This window comes from Roseovarius atlanticus, from assembly GCF_001441615.1.
Taxonomy (GTDB): Bacteria; Pseudomonadota; Alphaproteobacteria; order Rhodobacterales; family Rhodobacteraceae; genus Roseovarius; species Roseovarius atlanticus.
Genome location: NZ_LAXJ01000029.1, coordinates 62079 through 78603, shown reverse-complemented (window position 1 = coordinate 78603; position 16525 = coordinate 62079). Strand labels below are relative to the sequence as shown.

Annotated in this window: 15 protein-coding genes and 2 pseudogenes; 12 read left to right on the top strand and 5 right to left on the bottom strand. The window is 56.8% G+C overall.

Features of this window, described 5'->3' with window-relative positions:
- The 4 genes and pseudogenes from XM53_RS20690 to XM53_RS20675 all read right to left on the bottom strand — a co-directional run.
- Positions 1 to 310 (bottom strand): annotated as a pseudogene (locus tag XM53_RS20690) (transposase); the annotation flags it as partial.
- 244 nt (positions 311 to 554) lie between these two features.
- Positions 555 to 1475, bottom strand: coding sequence for a YfdX family protein (locus XM53_RS20685; RefSeq protein WP_057796704.1), 921 nt, complete (start codon positions 1473 to 1475; stop codon positions 555 to 557).
- A 77-nt stretch (positions 1476 to 1552) separates the two neighbouring features.
- Positions 1553 to 2485, bottom strand: coding sequence for a YfdX family protein (locus tag XM53_RS20680; RefSeq protein ID WP_082631160.1), 933 nt, complete (start codon positions 2483 to 2485; stop codon positions 1553 to 1555).
- Positions 2486 to 2544: 59 nt separating this feature from the next.
- The gene (locus XM53_RS20675; RefSeq protein ID WP_057796702.1) at positions 2545 to 3036 is read right to left on the bottom strand and encodes an Hsp20/alpha crystallin family protein; all 492 of its coding nucleotides are present in this window, start codon (positions 3034 to 3036) and stop codon (positions 2545 to 2547) included.
- 369 nt (positions 3037 to 3405) lie between these two features.
- Between XM53_RS20675 and XM53_RS20670 the strand changes: the two genes are divergently transcribed.
- The 10 genes from XM53_RS20670 (at position 3406) to XM53_RS20630 (ending at position 14708) form a co-directional block, all read left to right on the top strand.
- Positions 3406 to 3876, top strand: coding sequence for a MarR family winged helix-turn-helix transcriptional regulator (locus XM53_RS20670; RefSeq protein WP_057796701.1), 471 nt, complete (start codon positions 3406 to 3408; stop codon positions 3874 to 3876).
- 11 nt (positions 3877 to 3887) lie between these two features.
- On the top strand, positions 3888 to 5723 hold the full coding sequence (gene ftsH / locus XM53_RS20665) for an ATP-dependent zinc metalloprotease FtsH (protein ID WP_057796700.1): 1836 nt from the start codon (positions 3888 to 3890) through the stop codon (positions 5721 to 5723).
- A gap of 67 nt (positions 5724 to 5790) precedes the next feature.
- Positions 5791 to 8637, top strand: a complete 2847-nt coding sequence (locus tag XM53_RS20660) for an ATP-dependent Clp protease ATP-binding subunit (protein WP_057796699.1) — start codon at positions 5791 to 5793, stop codon at positions 8635 to 8637.
- A gap of 80 nt (positions 8638 to 8717) precedes the next feature.
- Positions 8718 to 9878: a sigma-70 RNA polymerase sigma factor region 4 domain-containing protein gene (locus XM53_RS20655; protein WP_057796698.1), complete on the top strand. Its 1161-nt coding sequence runs from the start codon at positions 8718 to 8720 to the stop codon at positions 9876 to 9878.
- A gap of 51 nt (positions 9879 to 9929) precedes the next feature.
- Positions 9930 to 10568 (top strand): HdeD family acid-resistance protein, encoded by a 639-nt coding sequence (locus XM53_RS20650; protein ID WP_057796697.1) that lies wholly within the window; start codon positions 9930 to 9932, stop codon positions 10566 to 10568.
- Between the two features lie 122 nt (positions 10569 to 10690).
- A complete protein-coding gene (locus XM53_RS20645; protein ID WP_057796696.1) occupies positions 10691 to 11602 on the top strand; it encodes a mechanosensitive ion channel family protein in 912 nt (303 codons plus the stop codon).
- Between the two features lie 180 nt (positions 11603 to 11782).
- Positions 11783 to 12487, top strand: coding sequence for a hypothetical protein (locus tag XM53_RS20640; protein WP_057796695.1), 705 nt, complete (start codon positions 11783 to 11785; stop codon positions 12485 to 12487).
- Complete coding sequence (locus XM53_RS22800; protein WP_328586698.1) at positions 12432 to 13049, top strand: NADH dehydrogenase ubiquinone Fe-S protein 4; 618 nt, start codon at positions 12432 to 12434, stop codon at positions 13047 to 13049. Before XM53_RS20640 ends, XM53_RS22800 begins: the two co-directional genes overlap by 56 nt.
- Positions 13013 to 14227 (top strand): cation:proton antiporter, encoded by a 1215-nt coding sequence (locus XM53_RS20635; protein WP_236544585.1) that lies wholly within the window; start codon positions 13013 to 13015, stop codon positions 14225 to 14227. The genes XM53_RS22800 and XM53_RS20635 overlap by 37 nt, the downstream gene beginning before the upstream one ends.
- 28 nt (positions 14228 to 14255) lie before the next feature.
- Positions 14256 to 14708, top strand: a complete 453-nt coding sequence (locus XM53_RS20630) for a phosphate-starvation-inducible PsiE family protein (protein ID WP_057796693.1) — start codon at positions 14256 to 14258, stop codon at positions 14706 to 14708.
- 235 nt (positions 14709 to 14943) lie between these two features.
- Here XM53_RS20630 and XM53_RS22795 read toward each other — a convergent pair.
- Positions 14944 to 15231, bottom strand: a pseudogene (locus tag XM53_RS22795) (DDE-type integrase/transposase/recombinase); the annotation flags it as partial.
- A 164-nt stretch (positions 15232 to 15395) separates the two neighbouring features.
- Here XM53_RS22795 and XM53_RS20625 point away from each other — a divergent pair.
- Entirely contained in the window at positions 15396 to 16226 is an 831-nt protein-coding gene (locus tag XM53_RS20625; protein WP_057796692.1) for a serine hydrolase, read from the top strand.
- Positions 16223 to 16414 (top strand): hypothetical protein, encoded by a 192-nt coding sequence (locus XM53_RS23620; protein WP_057796691.1) that lies wholly within the window; start codon positions 16223 to 16225, stop codon positions 16412 to 16414. The genes XM53_RS20625 and XM53_RS23620 overlap by 4 nt, the downstream gene beginning before the upstream one ends.
- The last annotated feature ends 111 nt before the right edge of the window (positions 16415 to 16525 follow it).

The window sequence follows — 16525 nt, the reverse complement described above, 5'->3', positions numbered from 1 at the left end:
GGGAGCGCAGGAAGTCGGTCCAGAACGTCTCGGCCTCGGACGGGCCGGTGGCGACACCCAAAACCTCGCGCTTGCCGTCCTCGTTGACCGCAACCGCCACTATAACGGCACGGCTGATGATGCGGCCGCCCTCTCGCACCTTCACGTAGGTCGCGTCGAGCCAGAGGTAGGACCAGGCGCCCTCCAGCGGTCGGTGCAAGAAGGCGTTCACCCGTTCTTCGATCTCGGCGCACAGGCGGCTGACCTGGCTCTTCGACATCCCGCCTGCGCCCATGGCCTTCACGAGATCGTCTACAGAGCGCGTCGACACAAGGCGTGGCTGGAAACGCAGCTTGAGTTGATCGAGCGGATTGGCGCGCAGAACTATGCAAGCATGCAAGTTTCGGGACAGACCACCGAGTAAGGTTGCGATAACGCAAGCACCACGAGAGAAGCGCAATCACCTTGTGGTCAGATCCGAACCACTACAGATCATTCATCAAAAAAGGCCAGAACGTGTCGTGCAGCGTTCTGGCCTATCCATTTGAAACGCACTGATCCGCGTGGTGGGAACTCTATCGCGACGCGTCGAACAATCGGGCTTTCAAGTCTTCGAAGTGATCAGCAATCTTTGAGAAGATCCCGGCCGCTTCCTTGCGGTCCTTTAGCGATTTCTTCAAATCCGCTATCGCATTATGTAGGTCTTTAAAGTCTTTTTTACGCCCGTAGCCCAGTGCTTCTGCGATCTCCAGTTCAACCCTGGCTCCTTCGATATAGTCGTCCAGAGACGGTTTTCCGTCAGCATCGGAAGCCTCACCTGCCTGTAGCGCCTTGGCCTTGGATATCATCGCTTTGGCCCGCACGGTTGGAAGAGGAACGACGGTTTCAGCAACTGCGACTGTCGACAGGGCTGTGTTGAGGATCGTGGTTGCCGCCTCTGTCTTGCCTTCTTCAATCAGACGCGTGGCTTCGAGGATCGCGTCAGGGTAGGTCTTCAACGGCAATGCCCTGAGCTCGATCACGATCTCACTGGCAAAATCACGCATCAGCGATCGCGCGATCTGAAAGTCTCCGCGGCGAACATGGTGCTCGATCAAGATGCCGATATCTCGTACCGTTTCCGGCGTAGCAATCAAGTCGACGATGCGATAGTCAGCGGCGACAGGGGCCATTGCGAGGTCCGGCTCTCGCGCGACGACCGTCTCAAGCTTTCCAGTTACCCTGGCCAACGCGTCGATGGCGTCCTGTTTATTCCCTTCATGCAAGGCCTCGATCGCTACCTTTGTTTCTGCCAGAGCATCGACCGCTTCCTTGATCAGTTGATCCCTGCGATCGGAGAGCTCAGCGGAGACATGTTCCGAAACACTGCCGTCGACGTGTTCGCGCGGTGCATCGTTGCCGCTGGTCGCCCCAGCCTTCTCTGCCAATTCCGTGGAAGACTTCGTGGTATCACCGGCCGTTTCGGTCTCTTGAATAGTTTCTTGTTCAGAGGTCATGATCGGTATCCTTCGCTGTTTTGATGTGCGGAGGGCCACAACAGCCCTCCGCGTTCAAACCTGAGACATGAGCAAAGTCAGGTGTCACTGTTTCGATTGAACAGCCGCTCTTTCAGACGTCCAAACCCATCGTCGATACGGTCAAAGATGCCTCCGGTATCTGTCGCCTGATCAATGGCTTCATCGAGTTCATCGATAATGTCATGCAACTCTTCGAAATCATCTTCGGTGCCGTAACCCATTGCCTCGCCGACTTCGAGTTCGACCCGGGCTGCATTGACGTAATCGCCCGCGGTAAGACCGGCGTCGTCGGCAGTTGCCACGTCACCGGCTTCCAACAGCGCTTCGGCCGAAGAGATCATGGCCTCAGCGCGCAAGGGTGGCAGCGGGATCACGCGGTCCGTGACAACCTGTGTAGACAGCGCGGTGTTGAGCACCAAAAGGGCATCGTCCATCTTGTCCTGCTCGATCAGCGCAGTCGCGTCGAGGATGGCGTCAGGATAGGTTGCCAGCGGCAGACTGGTTGTCGAAACAACGATTTCGCTGGCAAACGTGCCCAAGAGGGCGCGGGCTGCCTGAAACTCACCATCCTCGACCAGGTCTTCAACACGGTTGCCGATGTCGCGGATTTGCTGAGGCGAGGCAAGCAAGTCAATTGTGGCGTAGTCCACTGCGACCGGTGCGAGGGCAAGGTCCGGGCTGCGGGCAACAATCGTCTCCAGCTTGCCGGTCGCTTGCGCGAGCGCATCAATTGCTGCCTGTTTGTCGCCGGCGTCAAGCGCCTTGATTGCTTCGCGAGTTTGCGCGAGCGCAGACACCGCCTCATCAATCAGCTTTGTGCGCCGTTCGGCCAGCGCGTCCGTGGTGCTGTCCTCCACGGTGGCCTCGACTTGATCGCGGCCGGCCTCCATTCCGCTCAAGTCGGTAGAGTCCTGCGACCATGAGGGATTTCCCAGTACAGAAGCCAACGCAATGGCAGATACCAGTCCAAGTGCTTTGAGATTGTTCATCGTAGTGCTCCTTCTTTGGGTGGGTCTTTCTGAGCCGCGCACGGCGGCGGGTCGGGGTTCTATTTTTCCTTGATTTCGATCCTTTTGACGTTTTCGAGTGCTTCAGGGGTGTGTGGCAATCGCACGGTCAGCACACCGTTTTTGAATTCGGCTTCAGCCCTTTCCGTATCGACGCCGGGGGGCAGGGGGACAGTCCGGTAAATCGCACCGTAGCTGCGCTCCGACAGATAGTAGCCCTGCTTTTCCTCTTGTCGCTCGACTTGCTTCTCGCCCTTCACGGTAAGCATCCCGTCGGCAACGGACACTTCGATGTCCTTCATTTCCATGCCGGGCAATTCCACCGACACTTCAATTGCGTCCTTGGTGCCAACAATGTCTGACCGGGCCTCGTCATGTCCCCAAGGCCAGTGCAAATCGCCGAACCGGCTACGGAAGTTGTCGAGGACCTTGTTGAGGTCTCGTTGCAGGGTCGCAATCGGGTTTTCGTGATGGGTGTCCGCGTCGAAAGAGTGATCCCTGTGAGCCCACGGAATGATATCCTTGATCTGCATCTCGTTTCTCCTTTCGCTGTTCAGAATGCGCCAGATGGTCAGCCAGCCTTTGCGTCAATTCTCTTTACTTCTGCGCCCTCCGTACGAGGCAGAATGATGCCAGAGCGTCATCCTGCATCCGGGCTTGGATCGTTGACGGATCAACGGTTTCGCTGAGAAGGAAGCCGCTGCTGGTTTGTCTGTAAGCAGCGATTCCCTCGCGACGCCGATTAGATAGTGCTCTCCAATTTAGTATGCAAGTATATTTTTGGTATACCTAAAATAGACTAGGAAATTTTTGGCTTGCATAACTTGTGCTGGGAAACTATGTACGCGGAGCGCCTGCGGGCGCGAGGTAGTGCAATCATGGCTAAAGGAGACTGTGCTCACATGATAGACAAGCAAGATGTCTTGATAGGTGCTACAATCCACGAGGTCGCCCAGCTGATTCGGGTTCGGATCGACGATGAGGTGAAAGAAAGCGGACTGACGCGACTATCCTGGCTGGCGGCAAGCTATATCGCAGAAAACCCGGGGCTTTCCCTGTCGCAGCTTGCGGAAAAGCTTGAGATCGGCAACGCCCCGGCAGGCAAGCTGGTCGACCGCATGGAGGCCGCGGACCTGATCGAGCGACGCGCGTCGGACACTGACCGCAGATCACAAAGCGTGTTTCTGACAGGGAAGGGTACCGCTGCGCTGGAAGAGCTTCGGCCGAAAAACGCTCAGTTGCGTGAGTTGATCCTGGCAGATCTTACGCCTGATGAGCGCGAAACACTGGAAGACCTGATGTTGCGGGTAAAATCGCGGCTGAAGCGGTCAAACAGCAAATCTCGCCGCCCAAGCCGATCACCACAGAACTAGGGAAAAAGCGGATGGAGAAGAAAACAGAATTCAACATCTGGTACTGGGTATTGGCTTTCCTCGCCGTTATCCTTCTCCAGGATCTGATTGCTGGCGTGCAGGACACTGCGCCCATCAGCTATAGCCAGTTCGAAGACTATCTGGACGAAGGACGCGTGGCCTCGGTCGCGATTGGTGGCGACACCATTTCCGGAACCTTCGAAACACCGGTCGATGGCCGAAGCCAGTTCGTGACGACCGTTGTCGATCCCGCCATTCTCGACCGGATCGACGATGCGGATGTCGAAATCACCGGCCTGCGAGAAAATACGTGGATCGCAGCATTGCTGTCATGGGTTGTACCTGCCTTTGTCTTTTTTGCGCTCTGGATGTTCTTCTTTCGAAAGTTTGCTGATCGGCAAGGCTTTGGCGGGTTCATGCAAATCGGCAAAAGCAAAGCAAAGATCTATATGGAGGAAGAGACCGGCGTCACCTTTGACGATGTGGCTGGCGTTGACGAGGCCAAAGCCGAGCTGGAAGAGATTGTCGAATTCCTGCGCAATCCCGAAAGCTACGGCAGGCTGGGCGCTCATATCCCGAAAGGCGTGCTGTTGGTCGGCCCTCCGGGAACCGGCAAGACATTGCTGGCCCGCGCGGTCGCGGGGCAGGCCGGCGTCACCTTCCTGTCCATCTCGGGATCAGAGTTTGTCGAGATGTTCGTCGGCGTTGGCGCGGCGCGGGTGCGTGACTTGTTCGAACAGGCCCGCCAAAGCGCTCCGGCAATCATTTTCATCGACGAATTGGATGCTTTGGGTCGGGCACGCAACGCAGGACAATATGCTGGTGGCAACGACGAACGGGAACAGACCCTCAACCAGCTTCTGACCGAACTGGATGGTTTTGATCCGGCGACGGGCATCGTTCTGCTGGGTGCGACCAACCGGCCTGAAATCTTGGACCCGGCACTGTTGCGGGCGGGCCGCTTCGACCGGCAGGTTTTGGTGGACAAGCCCGACAAGAAGGGCCGCATCGCGATCCTGAACATCCACATGAAAAAGGTTACGGTGGATCGCGACGTGGATGCCGAAAAGGTCGCTGCGCTGACCCCGGGATTCTCCGGCGCTGATCTGGCCAACCTTGTCAACGAGGCAGCCCTTTTGGCGACCCGACGCAAGGCCACCGCTGTAACGATGGATGATTTCAACAATGCGGTTGAACGGATCATTGCCGGACTGGAGAAGCGAAACCGCGTTCTGAACCCACGGGAACGCGAGATCGTGGCCCACCACGAGATGGGACACGCCCTGATGGCCATGGCATTGCCGGGCGTCGATCCGGTCCACAAGGTATCCATCATCCCGCGTGGCGTTGGCGCACTCGGCTACACGATCCAGCGCCCGACCGAGGACCGGTTCCTGATGACCCGCGAGGAACTAGAGAACAAGATTGCGGTTTTGCTGGGCGGCCGGGCGGCGGAAAAGATCATCTACAACCACCTGTCTACCGGGGCCGCCGACGATCTGGTCAAAGCCACCGATATCGCGCGTGCGATGGTCATGCGTTACGGCATGGACCCCGAGTTGGGCCATGTCAGCTATGACGCCGACCGACCAGGTTTTCTGGGCACTGGCGATCAATCGTCATGGTTAAATCGCCGCCACAGCGAGGCCACGGCGGAAAAAATGGACGCCGCAATCAAGCAAGTGATTGACGAGATTTTCGCGCGGACCCTGTCGGTTCTTGAAGCCAACCGGGCCCTGCTCGAAGAAACCTCCAGAGATCTTCTGGAGAAAGAGACGCTCGACGAGCCTGATCTTCTCAAGATCGCCGAGCGCGTGGTCAGACCCGCGGTCAAGAACGCCGCTTGACTAGAGTCATAGACAGAAACACCCAAACATCGTTCAATGCGGACGGTGAACAAAGGAGGACTGAGAAATGGCTGATGGAATTTGTGATGTCTGCAAACGTCGTCCCGCGTCTTTCCGGGCGCAGGTATCCGTAAACGGAGAACGTCAATTGATGGAGCTCTGCGACGACGATTACCGCAAACTGGCGCGACGGCAGGGCCGGTCCGGCTCACCGCTGGAATCTCTTTTCGGAAGCAGAGGATCGCTGTTTGACGAGTTCTTTGGCGACACCCCTCTCGGAGGATCGATGTTTGACCGCCTTGCGGGCAACGACCAGCCCGGCGAGCAAATTCCGATCTCGCGCGGATCGCGCCGTGGGGCAGGGGGCGGTGGAATTGTCGACCGTCTGAGCGAACAGGCCAACGCATTGCTGCAAGAAGCCGCGCAAAAGGCAGGTGAATTCGGCCGCTCCGAAGTTGACACAGAGCACCTTTTGTTTGCGTTGACAAACAGCGACGTTGTCAAAACCATTCTTGAGCAGTTCAAGATCGATACTGATGATTTGCGCCGCCAGATCGATGCGGATTCCAAGCGTGGAGACGGAAAGGGCGAAGGTGAAATCAGTGTCAGCCCGCGCCTGAAGGATGCGCTGAACAGGGCATTCGTTGCCTCCAACGAGCTTGGCCATTCCTATGTCGGTCCCGAGCATCTGTTGATCGGTCTGGCCGAAGAGGGCGAAGGCATCGCGGCGCGTTTGCTGCGCAAATACGGCCTGACCAGTCAGGCGCTGCGCCAGCAGATCACCAAGATTGTCGGCAAGGGGGCCGAAGAGGGCCGTGTGGACACCCCCTCCAACACGCCTGACCTGGATGAGTTCAGCCGCGACCTGACCAAAGCCGCCCGCGAAGGCAAACTTGATCCGGTGATCGGTCGTGCCCGTGAAATCGAGACCACCATTGAAGTGCTGGCGCGACGGAAAAAGAACAACCCGGTACTGATTGGTGAGCCCGGTGTGGGTAAGACGGCGATCATCGAGGGCCTTGCTCAGCGTATCGTTGCAGGCGAAGTGCCCGAAGCGCTTCGCGACAAGCGGTTGGTCGAGTTGAACATCAACTCCATGGTCGCCGGGTCCAAGTACCGGGGTGAGTTTGAAGAGCGTATCCAGAAGATCCTCAAGGAGATCGAGGAGAACAAGGATGAGCTTGTGCTGTTCATCGACGAAATTCACACCATCGTCGGTGCGGGACAGGGCGGTGGCGAAGGTGGTCTCGACATTGCCAACACCTTCAAACCTGCTCTGGCACGCGGTGAACTGAACCTGATCGGTGCCACCACGCTGAACGAGTATCAGAAATACATCGAGAAGGATGCCGCGCTCGAACGTCGTTTCCAGCCGGTTTACGTGGATGAGCCAACCGTGGCCCAGACCATCATGATCCTGCGCGGCTTGCGCGATACTCTGGAATCGCACCACAAAGTGACGATCACAGATGAAGCGATCATCGCAGCGGCCGAACTGTCGGACCGCTATGTCACCGGTCGTTTCATGCCCGACAAGGCAATCGACCTGATCGATCAGGCTGCAGCACGTGTCAAAATCAGTGCAACAGCACGCCCGATTGACGTCCAGGAACTCGAAGCAGAGGTCGAGCAGATCAAGCGGGAGCTGGATTATGCGTCAGCACGCAAACAGTTTGACCGGGCAGCGGCTCTGAAGAAAGAGTTGGAAGGCAAGCAGGCCGAACTGGACGAATTGGTGGAAACCTGGAAGCGCGATCGTGCATCAGCCACGGCTGAGGTTCGCGCCGATCACGTGGCCCAGATCGTTAGCAAGCTGACAGGCGTGCCAGTGACCGAATTGACCGCAGAGGAAAAAGACAAACTTTTGTCTATGGAAGATCACCTGCATGAGCGGGTGATCGGTCAGGAAGAAGCGATCAGCGCCGTTGCCGACGCCGTGCGCCTGGCCCGTGCTGGTCTGCGCGAAGGCTCTGCGCCCACCGCAACATTCCTGTTCCTCGGTCCGACTGGTGTCGGTAAGACTGAACTGGCCAAAGCTCTGGCCGCTACTGTCTTCGGCGACGAAGATGCGTTGATCCGTATCGACATGTCCGAATATGGCGAGCGCCACGCGGTTGCACGTCTGGTCGGTGCGCCTCCGGGATATGTCGGTTATGATGAGGGTGGCCAGCTGACCGAAAAAGTCCGCCGGCGCCCCTATTCCGTCGTGCTTCTGGACGAAATCGAAAAAGCTCATCCCGACGTCTACAACATCCTGCTTCAGGTGTTCGACGACGGACGTCTGACCGATGGCAAAGGCCGCGTGGTTGACTTTACCAACACGATCATCATCGCGACCTCGAACCTCGGCTCGGACATCATTCAGAAGAACCTGAAGAAACGCGGCACCAAGGAGTTCGATGCGGCCAAGCAGAAGTCCGAATTGATGGATGTTCTGCGCGGTCACTTCCGGCCTGAGTTCATCAACCGGATCGACGAGATCATCGTGTTCCATTCGCTGAACCGCGAAGAGATCCGCAAGATCGTCGAGCTTCAGCTGAACCGCGTGGCGGCGACCGCACTCACGCAAGGTGTCGAGCTTGAGTACGACGAAAGCGTTGTCGATCACTTCGGCGCTGTCGGTTTTCAGCCTGAATATGGTGCGCGCGAATTGCGCCGCCTGATCCGGTCAGAACTGGAAACTGAACTGGCTCGGGCCATGCTTAGCGGTAGCGTTGAAGACGGCGACAAGGTGCGCGTTGCATGGTCAGCCGAAGATCAGAAGATCGTCTTCGAAAAGCTGGAAAACGCGGCGGACGAGGCAAAAGACGAAGAGACCGACACGCAGTCCGCTGACGCAGAGCCGAAAGCGAAAAAGAGCAAATCGGACTCCTCTGAAGATGCTGCGGACGAGTCAGGCGCGCCAGTCGCCTGACCGCTGTCAGCAAAGTGTCGCGCGGCAGGTCGTCGCGCGGCACCGCCCAGAGAACCCTTGAGAAAGAAAGGTCAAAGACCATGAAGATCATGACGGCGTTTCGCAATCTGGACTCTCACGGGCAGCATCGTGGCCCGGAGGTTATTGAGGAAGAAGCCAAGAAAATCGCAGACCGCGTCACGCGCTTTCCGCCCGATCTTGTGCATCTGGAAGCGAGTGTTTCGCAAACCAGGGGAAAGACACGCATCCGCGCCAGTCTCAGGTTGCAGCTTCCCTCGGGCGTAATTGCCGCACAGGAAGAAGGATACGTGATCGAACCCGTATTGCGCAAAGCATTCGCAGATTTACTCCGGCGGCTTAATCGGCACCTTGCGCGCCTGACACATGAGCCGGAATGGAAGCGCCCGCGGCGCAGGGCCAAACTGGGCAAACTGCTGCCGACCGCATCGACTCAGGCCGAAGCCGACCGGCGTGCGCTGTATTTTGATCTGGTCGATGACCACCTTGACGACCTCTACAATTATGTTCGGCGCGAATTGACCTATCTGGAAAACAGCGGGGCTGTTCCGTTCGGCGGGCTTGGCCCGGAGGAGTTGGTCGACGCTGTGGTCATTGCGGGGCTCGAACAATTCGACACCCGACCCGAGCGTTTGTCGATAGCCGACTGGCTGAGAAAGCTGGCCATACAAACAGTTGATAAGGAAGCGAAACGTCTTTCAGGCACGCTGCCTGAAAACGTCGAAATACTGGAGGAAGAGCCTGAAGTCCCGGCGGAAGAGCCGACAGAAAGCGACCAGGAGATGTTTGAGTTCTATCAACCTGATGATGTCCTGCTTCTGGAAGACATCATCGCGGATGAAGAAACCGTCGATCTCGAAGGTCGGGTCGCCAGTCACGAACGGCAGATGGCGGTGCAGAGGGCGCTTTCTGATCTGCCGCCACTCTGGCGCAACGTCCTGTATTGCCTTCACACGGACGAGGTGACCGGTGAAGAAGCTGCAGACATTCTCGAGCTTGATGACGAAGAACTTCTTCGGATCGAAAAAGAAGCATTGGACAGCCTCAGATCACGCCTGTCGGAGGTCTGGAAGACGCCCTTGGATACTTCCAAACACGCTGGCAGCGCGCTGAAGAAAGAGCTCGCTCAGGTCTCCCATATTCCGATGCCACTGCGTCACCGTGAGAGACTCGCCGACGGGCTGAAACCCCAACTCAAGGCGAAAACCCCGTTGGAAGTATAGACGGCTGACCAAACATCACGTGCTCAAAATCAAGCAAAAGGAGATCATATCATGACCGAAACCGCAACTGATGTACCAGATGCAGCTTTTCCCAGCCTGTGTTCACTTTCGAAGAACTGGAAGGCTTTCCTGTGGCGCGGCATCGTTGCCGTCATTCTTGCCGCCCTGGCATGGCTGATGCCCGTTGAAGCGGTCCTGACACTGACCATTGTGTTTGGTGCCTACTCCTTTGCGGATGGCGTACTGGGGCTTTGGTCGGGCTATAAAAACATGCGTCAGGGTGAAAGCTGGGGCTGGTTGATCTTCAGCGGCCTCCTTGGCATCGCAACCGGGCTTATCGTCCTGATCAGCCCATTCGTCGCGACACTCGTGTTAACCGTGTTTCTCTGGACGATGGTTGCATTCTGGTCGATCACATCCGGCGTGATGGAGATCGTCGCGGCCATTCGACTCCGTAAGGAAATCGAGGGGGAATGGTTGCTCGTCCTCAGCGGTGTCATTTCCATCTTGCTTGGCGCTGCCGTCACATGGGTCTTGTTCACGACACCCGCAGGCAGTGTTCTGGCCCTCGGTTGGTTGTTGGGCGTCTATGCCGCAATCTTCGGTGTAACCATGATCCTGTTGGCATTGAAGCTTCGGAAAGTCAGCGCTTCGGACGACACCGCAGGGGCCGAAACTACAGCCACTTAAACAGCCACTTAAAACGCGAGAACGGCGGCCAGGCACGTCACAGGACCTGGCCGCCTCTAAAAAAGAGAAGCAGCGCTGCGCCAGCCGGCCTTTCGTTGCAGAATAAAAGGGAGCGCATGTAAATGCATTTTTTGAATTTGCAGGTCACACAGGCAGAGCTCCTATCCGGCCTTATTTCCGTTTCCCAAACAGTTGCACAGATTGTGCTCGTCATGATCGTGGCGTGGCTCGTGTCTGCAGTGCTTTCGCGGGCCATCACACGCATGAGCAAAAGAACCCGCACTTCCAAGAGATCTGCAGATGAGGTCAAACGCATTGAAACATCTTTTCGTCTGATCCGTTTCGTCAGTCGGCTGGTCGTGTGGGCCTTGGCCGTGACCATTTCCCTCTCAATCCTTGGCATTTCTGTGGCACCGATCCTGACGACCGCGGGGGTAAGCGGCATTGCAGTGGGGTTTGCTGCGCAGAGCCTGATAAAAGACTATTTTTCGGGTTTGGTCTTGTTGCTGGAAGGGCAACTCCGCATCGGGGATATCGTGGATATTGGCGGTGTGGCAGGGCAAGTCGAAGAGATGACATTGCGCTATGTGCGCCTGCGTCAACTCAATGGTGACGTGGTCTATGTGCCCAACGGAGCCATCACCAATCTGACAAATAAGACAACGGACTATTCGATGGCCGTAATCGATGTCGGTGTCGCCTATCGCGAAAACCTTCAGGAGGCATTGAACGTTATGGAGAGTGTCGCCCGTGAGTTTGCTTCGGAAACAACCTGGTCAACGAGAATATTAGCCGAGCCAGAGGTCTTTGGGGTCGAAACGTTGGGTGACTCTTCGGTCATCCTGCGTCTTCGCCTTAAGGTCTTGCCAGGTGAGCAATGGTCAATCCGGCGCGAATATCTGCACAGGATAAAACAGCGCTTCGACGAACTTGGCATCGAAATCCCTTATCCGCATCTGACGCTTTATGCCGGCCAGGACAAGGGTGGAAAAGCCCCTGCCTTTCGGATCGAAGCCCCGGATGGTGCCGAATGACACGGCCAAAATTTACATATGACGTGGAGAGAAATTTCTCGAACTGGGATGAAACGATTTTCGAGCGGTGTCTGCGGGATGGGTTCAATGTATTTGGCTCTGGACCAACCCCTATTCTCTTGCGGCCCGAAAAGGAGACCGAACCTGCCCCTGAAACCCGTTCGCTAGGCAACGACACCCATGATTAAGAAAGGCCAACCCATGAAGCCACCGGTAGAGACGAGCTTTCGCGGCAGGGACGTCGCTTACCTCGTAATTTCTATAGTTTTAGTGGGAGTAGGTTACGCAGCCTACCGCGGCTTGTACTTTGTTGGTGAAAACGTTCCTTTTGCCCAAGAGACGATCCTGGTGTTCTTTGGTGCAGCTGCCACGATCTATCTGACAGCTGTGCTCCTCAATCGCCAGACTGAGCTTGAGTTAAAAAAAGAAGGGCAGGTTCTTCTTTTTCAACAAAAGCATGACACATATATGTGCGCCATCGAAAAGGTTGCTGAAATCGTGGAGCGTGAACGTTATGATTCTGCGCTCATTGATGAACTCAGGGTCATCAGCCACAAGCTTGCCGTTGTCGGCAGCGCGCCAGTTGTCGAAGCGTTTCGACGCGTTCTTGATCTGCTTGTTGATGGACTCGAGGATGGCCAGTTGAACGGCGATGACGGCGAAAAGGTGATGCATGCCGTAGCTGAAGTCACGATTGCGATGCGGTCGGACATCATCAGCGACAACGACCCTGCAGCGCTTCGGTCGGCTGCAGAAACGATCATGGCGAACTCACGCAAGATCGAGCGGCTGGACGACATCGAGCACTCAAAGTCAAAGCCAGACGCAAATGCAGCCAACAATAAACAGAAGAAAGGAGATTCGAAAGATGATGCAAGGACATAACCGCCCGCCATTCGCACCAACAATTCCAGGAACCAACCTTCGTTCTCATGATGTGCCAACCGCCATCATTTACCGACCCGCGCGCGCGGCCACCACGTCCGCGCCACGATCCGGACACTGGGTTCTGGAGTTCGAACCGTCACGCCCGCAGAACCTTGAGCCCTTGATGGGATGGACGACGTCTCAGGATCCTTACCGGCCTATCAGGATGACATTTCCAGATCGCGACAGCGCTGTCGACTATGCCCTCAAGAACGATTGGCGCTATATCGTGCGTGAAGATCGTCCGCGGCGCATCGGACCAAACCCTTGGGCGGGCACAAGCAGTCATCAACTCTATCGCGGAGTCGATACTTCCACGGAAGGGTGGGCTCAGATGGGGCAACCAAGGGGGTCGGAGCATCTCCTCCAACAAGACTATAGCGCATCCGAAAACACGGGAACGCCAGAGAAATCGGAGGCTGAGTTTCTCGATCCAGTTCTGGAGGCTGCCATCGAGTCCTTTCCAGCCTCTGATCCGCCGGCGTGGATTGGAACGACAGTATCCGGGCGAAGGGGCTGAAGTCGATGCATGGAACCGCCGAATTCCTGATTGCGGGTGCGACCCTGATTTCGGGCGCATTCATTGCCGTTGCCATATGCTCCCGTTTAGGTGTTCCTTCGATCGTTGGGTTTTTGCTTGCAGGCATGGCTTTGGGCCCGCACGGTCTCGAGCTTATTGAGGGTGAAGCAACCCTTGGCGCTATCGGTGAATTGGGCGTGATCTTGTTGCTGTTCATGCTGGGGCTGGAATTCTCGCTTGGCAAGCTGATGGAGCTGCGGCGGCTGATCTTCGGTGTCGGTCTTTTGCAGGTCGCCACAACATCCGGTCTGGTGGCGACTGTGCTTTGGGGTGTCTTCTCGGTTGCGCCTCTTCCTGCAGTCCTGGTCGGAGGCGCCGTTGCAATGTCTTCGACGGCACTATGCCTGAAGACACTTGCCCAAGAAAACGCATTGGGGCGGCCCGAGGGGCGTGCGGCGATTGCCGTACTGCTGTTTCAGGATCTGGCAGCCCTGTTTTTCTTGGTGCTCCATGATGCCGGTGCAACAGGCGCGTCCGTGGTTCATGGACTCGGGGTCTTTGCAGCGGGCGCGGTAGGATTGTCTGTTCTCCTGTTTCTTGCACGTAAGGTCCTGCAACCACTTTCGATATGGGTCGCACAGCAAAGCGCATCCGAGCTCTCTCAGCTCCTTGCGATCTCCGTGGCTATGACCGTTTCGGCTGGCGCCACTTATCTAGGGCTTTCTCCCGCCGTCGGTGCATTTGCAGCAGGGATGATGATTGGCGAAGGTGATGCAAGGCATACTGTGGAACGTGAAATCCGACCGTTCCGGGACCTCTTCCTGGGGATTTTTTTTATCGGGCTTGGCAGCCAACTCGACCTATCAAACATCTCAGAGCAATTCGTCACCATAATTATTTGGTTAGGCATTCTGATCCCGTTCAAGGCCTTGCTCGTATATCTTTCAGTTCGCATAAGCGGACATGCTTCGCCAGAGGCCCTGAGGGTGTCGGCAATTCTGTCTCATGGCGGCGAATTCAGCCTGATGCTCCTATCTGTTGCAATGGCATCCGGCGTTTTGAACAGCGCACTTGGCGGACCTCTCCTTCTTGCCATTGGTCTAACCCTGCTCGTTGCCCCGTTTATGGTTCAGCATGCAGCCCGCCGAAGTATAGACTCTCAAAGCAATCCGACCTAGCAAGCCTTCCAAATTCCGGGAACTTCAGATGACGCAAATGACCAGAGAAGAATGGTCCGCATTGACGCTCTATGAAAAGTTCGAGCAAGCGGTGGTCATTACGCTGTCTGTCGTTATCGCCGTTGTGGTGGTCGTCGCCATGTGGAATCTTTGTCGAGAGGTTGTCACTAGCTTGGTCGGCGGAGCTTTCGACCCGCTCAATCACACGACTTTCCAGACTGTGTTCGGCATGATTTTTACGGTTGTGATCGCATTGGAATTTAAACGGTCTCTGCTAGTTGTCACCGAACGGCGTTTCGGTATCGTTCAAGTACGCAGTGTGATTCTGATTGCTCTGCTTGCCGTTGTTCGAAAGTTCATCATCGTCGATATGGGTGCAGTGGAACCTGCCAAAATTGCAGTGCTTGCCGCAGCTGTCCTGGCGTTAGGCTGCGTATATTGGCTCGTGCGGGATAAAGACGATAAAGAGCGCGCGCTCTAGTTTTTAGGCGTAGAACTGCATCTAGCTGCCTTGATCGCCTTCGAGAAAATTGTACGCCCTGGCTTTTTAATCCGTCGGCAAGTAGATAGCACAGGCATCACACTAATCGCCAAAAATAGATTTCTAGTTGAGCCCTGATATTTAGAGCAGGCTTTAGAAACAGGGCTGATTAAGTGGTGGCACGGTGTTGTCACGTTAACCGAAGGGTTGGCTGGCAAGGCCGTAAATGAAGGTCTTAGGCGATGCTGGCTGCTACTTTCCACGTGCGGAGAGCTTCCATCCGGTGGTAGCGAATGGTCAGGGCGGCGCGTCGGCGAGCTGGAACGGAGAAACAATTGCGGACGGCTGAATGGATGGACACGAAGCGTTGCAGGCCGCCTGGCGAGCGATGACCCTGCATCACGCGCTCTCGCTTTCGGAACGGTAAATGGCTGTTCTCGGCACGATTGTTGAGCCCCTTATGCGACCAGTGATCCAGATCGGGCAGGAGTTCGCGCTTGGCCGCGCCATATGAGCGTAAGCGCTGTCTGCGCCCCACGCGGGATCAGCTTGACGTGGTGAAGTTCCAGGGCATCAGCTCGTCGATCCTGCTGGCGGGGTGACCGGCGGTGTCTCGCATTCGCGGCCCCGGCGCGGGCGGATGCGCTTCTGGACGAGGCGGTATCCTTCAACGGCGCTATCCTGCATTTGCAAACCGATGTGCCGGGGCTGATCCTTGGGGCGGTGCGCGGCGGAGAGGTTGCCGTTGCAGGCTTTGGTGAAACCGAACGCGGCAACGGTATCGCGCCGGATGGGGATATCGTTCTGCGCCTTGGCTCGATTACCAAGGTGTTCGCCGGGGAAATGTTGGCCCATGCCGTGGCGCGGGGCGAGGTCGGGTTTACCGATCCCGTCGCTCGGCTTTTGCCCGGCAAGCTGGGGCAGGCGGCGGGCGGGCATCCGCCCATCCGTTTGATCGATCTGGTGACCCATGCCGGGGGATTGCCCCGCGAAGTGCCCCGCAAGGACAGCCCGCCCGAGGATCCCTTTGCCACGATCAGCTATGATGCCTTTGCCGACTGGCTGGAAGGCAATCCGTTGCAGTTCGCGCCCGGCACCGGCATCGCGTATTCCAATTTCGGCTTCGATCTCTTGTCGGCAGCGCTGTCGAATGCTGGCGGGGCGTCGTATGCCGATCTGTTGGCCGAAAGGATCACCGGACAGATTGGAATGGTTGACACCGGGTTCGACGTGACCCCTGCGATGAAAGGCCGCCTGATGTCGGGCCATGCGCCGACTGGCGATCCGCTTCCCGATGTGCCCACCGGAGAGGTCATAACCGGATCGGGCGGGCTGCGCAGTACGGCCAATGATCTGCTGAAATGGATGCAGTGGCATCTGGACAGCGCTCCCGAAGGTGCCGAAGTACGTTTTCTCGATCATGCGGTCTATGTGCAGCGGGACGGGATGGAAACCATCCTGTCGATGGACGAATCCGGGCGGATGGATGCGATGGGTCTCTGGGTTGGGTTGCGATGAACCCCACCGCCGAACACCCGTTCATCCTGCAAAAGGCTGGCGCTCTGCAAGGGCAGATGTCGTATATCGCCTTCGCGCCGGAACACGGCACCGCGGTTTTCGTTTCGATCAACCAGTTCGATTTCGCCGCCGCCTACGCGATGACCGATCTTGCCAATGGATTGCTGGCGGACCTGAGCGGATACTGAAAATGCCAAGCCGCCGGATTTGGCATATCTGCTGACTGATCCGGTAATTCACCGGGCAGTCAGTTCGATGCACAATCCGTCAACGGGAACGTATACCCCACCTCCCCAACT

Bases quoted from the DNA above. Each gene is read 5' to 3' on its own strand.
- XM53_RS20685 (WP_057796704.1), bottom strand. From the start codon at position 1,475: ATGACCTCTGAACAAGAAACTATTCAAGAGACCGAAACGGCCGGTGAT.
- XM53_RS20680 (WP_082631160.1), bottom strand. From the start codon at position 2,485: ATGAACAATCTCAAAGCACTTGGACTGGTATCTGCCATTGCGTTGGCT.
- XM53_RS20675 (WP_057796702.1), bottom strand. From the start codon at position 3,036: ATGCAGATCAAGGATATCATTCCGTGGGCTCACAGGGATCACTCTTTC.
- XM53_RS20670 (WP_057796701.1), top strand. From the start codon at position 3,406: ATGATAGACAAGCAAGATGTCTTGATAGGTGCTACAATCCACGAGGTC.
- ftsH (WP_057796700.1), top strand. From the start codon at position 3,888: ATGGAGAAGAAAACAGAATTCAACATCTGGTACTGGGTATTGGCTTTC.
- XM53_RS20660 (WP_057796699.1), top strand. From the start codon at position 5,791: ATGGCTGATGGAATTTGTGATGTCTGCAAACGTCGTCCCGCGTCTTTC.
- XM53_RS20655 (WP_057796698.1), top strand. From the start codon at position 8,718: ATGAAGATCATGACGGCGTTTCGCAATCTGGACTCTCACGGGCAGCAT.
- XM53_RS20650 (WP_057796697.1), top strand. From the start codon at position 9,930: ATGACCGAAACCGCAACTGATGTACCAGATGCAGCTTTTCCCAGCCTG.
- XM53_RS20645 (WP_057796696.1), top strand. From the start codon at position 10,691: ATGCATTTTTTGAATTTGCAGGTCACACAGGCAGAGCTCCTATCCGGC.
- XM53_RS20640 (WP_057796695.1), top strand. From the start codon at position 11,783: ATGATTAAGAAAGGCCAACCCATGAAGCCACCGGTAGAGACGAGCTTT.
- XM53_RS22800 (WP_328586698.1), top strand. From the start codon at position 12,432: ATGCAGCCAACAATAAACAGAAGAAAGGAGATTCGAAAGATGATGCAA.
- XM53_RS20630 (WP_057796693.1), top strand. From the start codon at position 14,256: ATGACGCAAATGACCAGAGAAGAATGGTCCGCATTGACGCTCTATGAA.
- XM53_RS23620 (WP_057796691.1), top strand. From the start codon at position 16,223: ATGAACCCCACCGCCGAACACCCGTTCATCCTGCAAAAGGCTGGCGCT.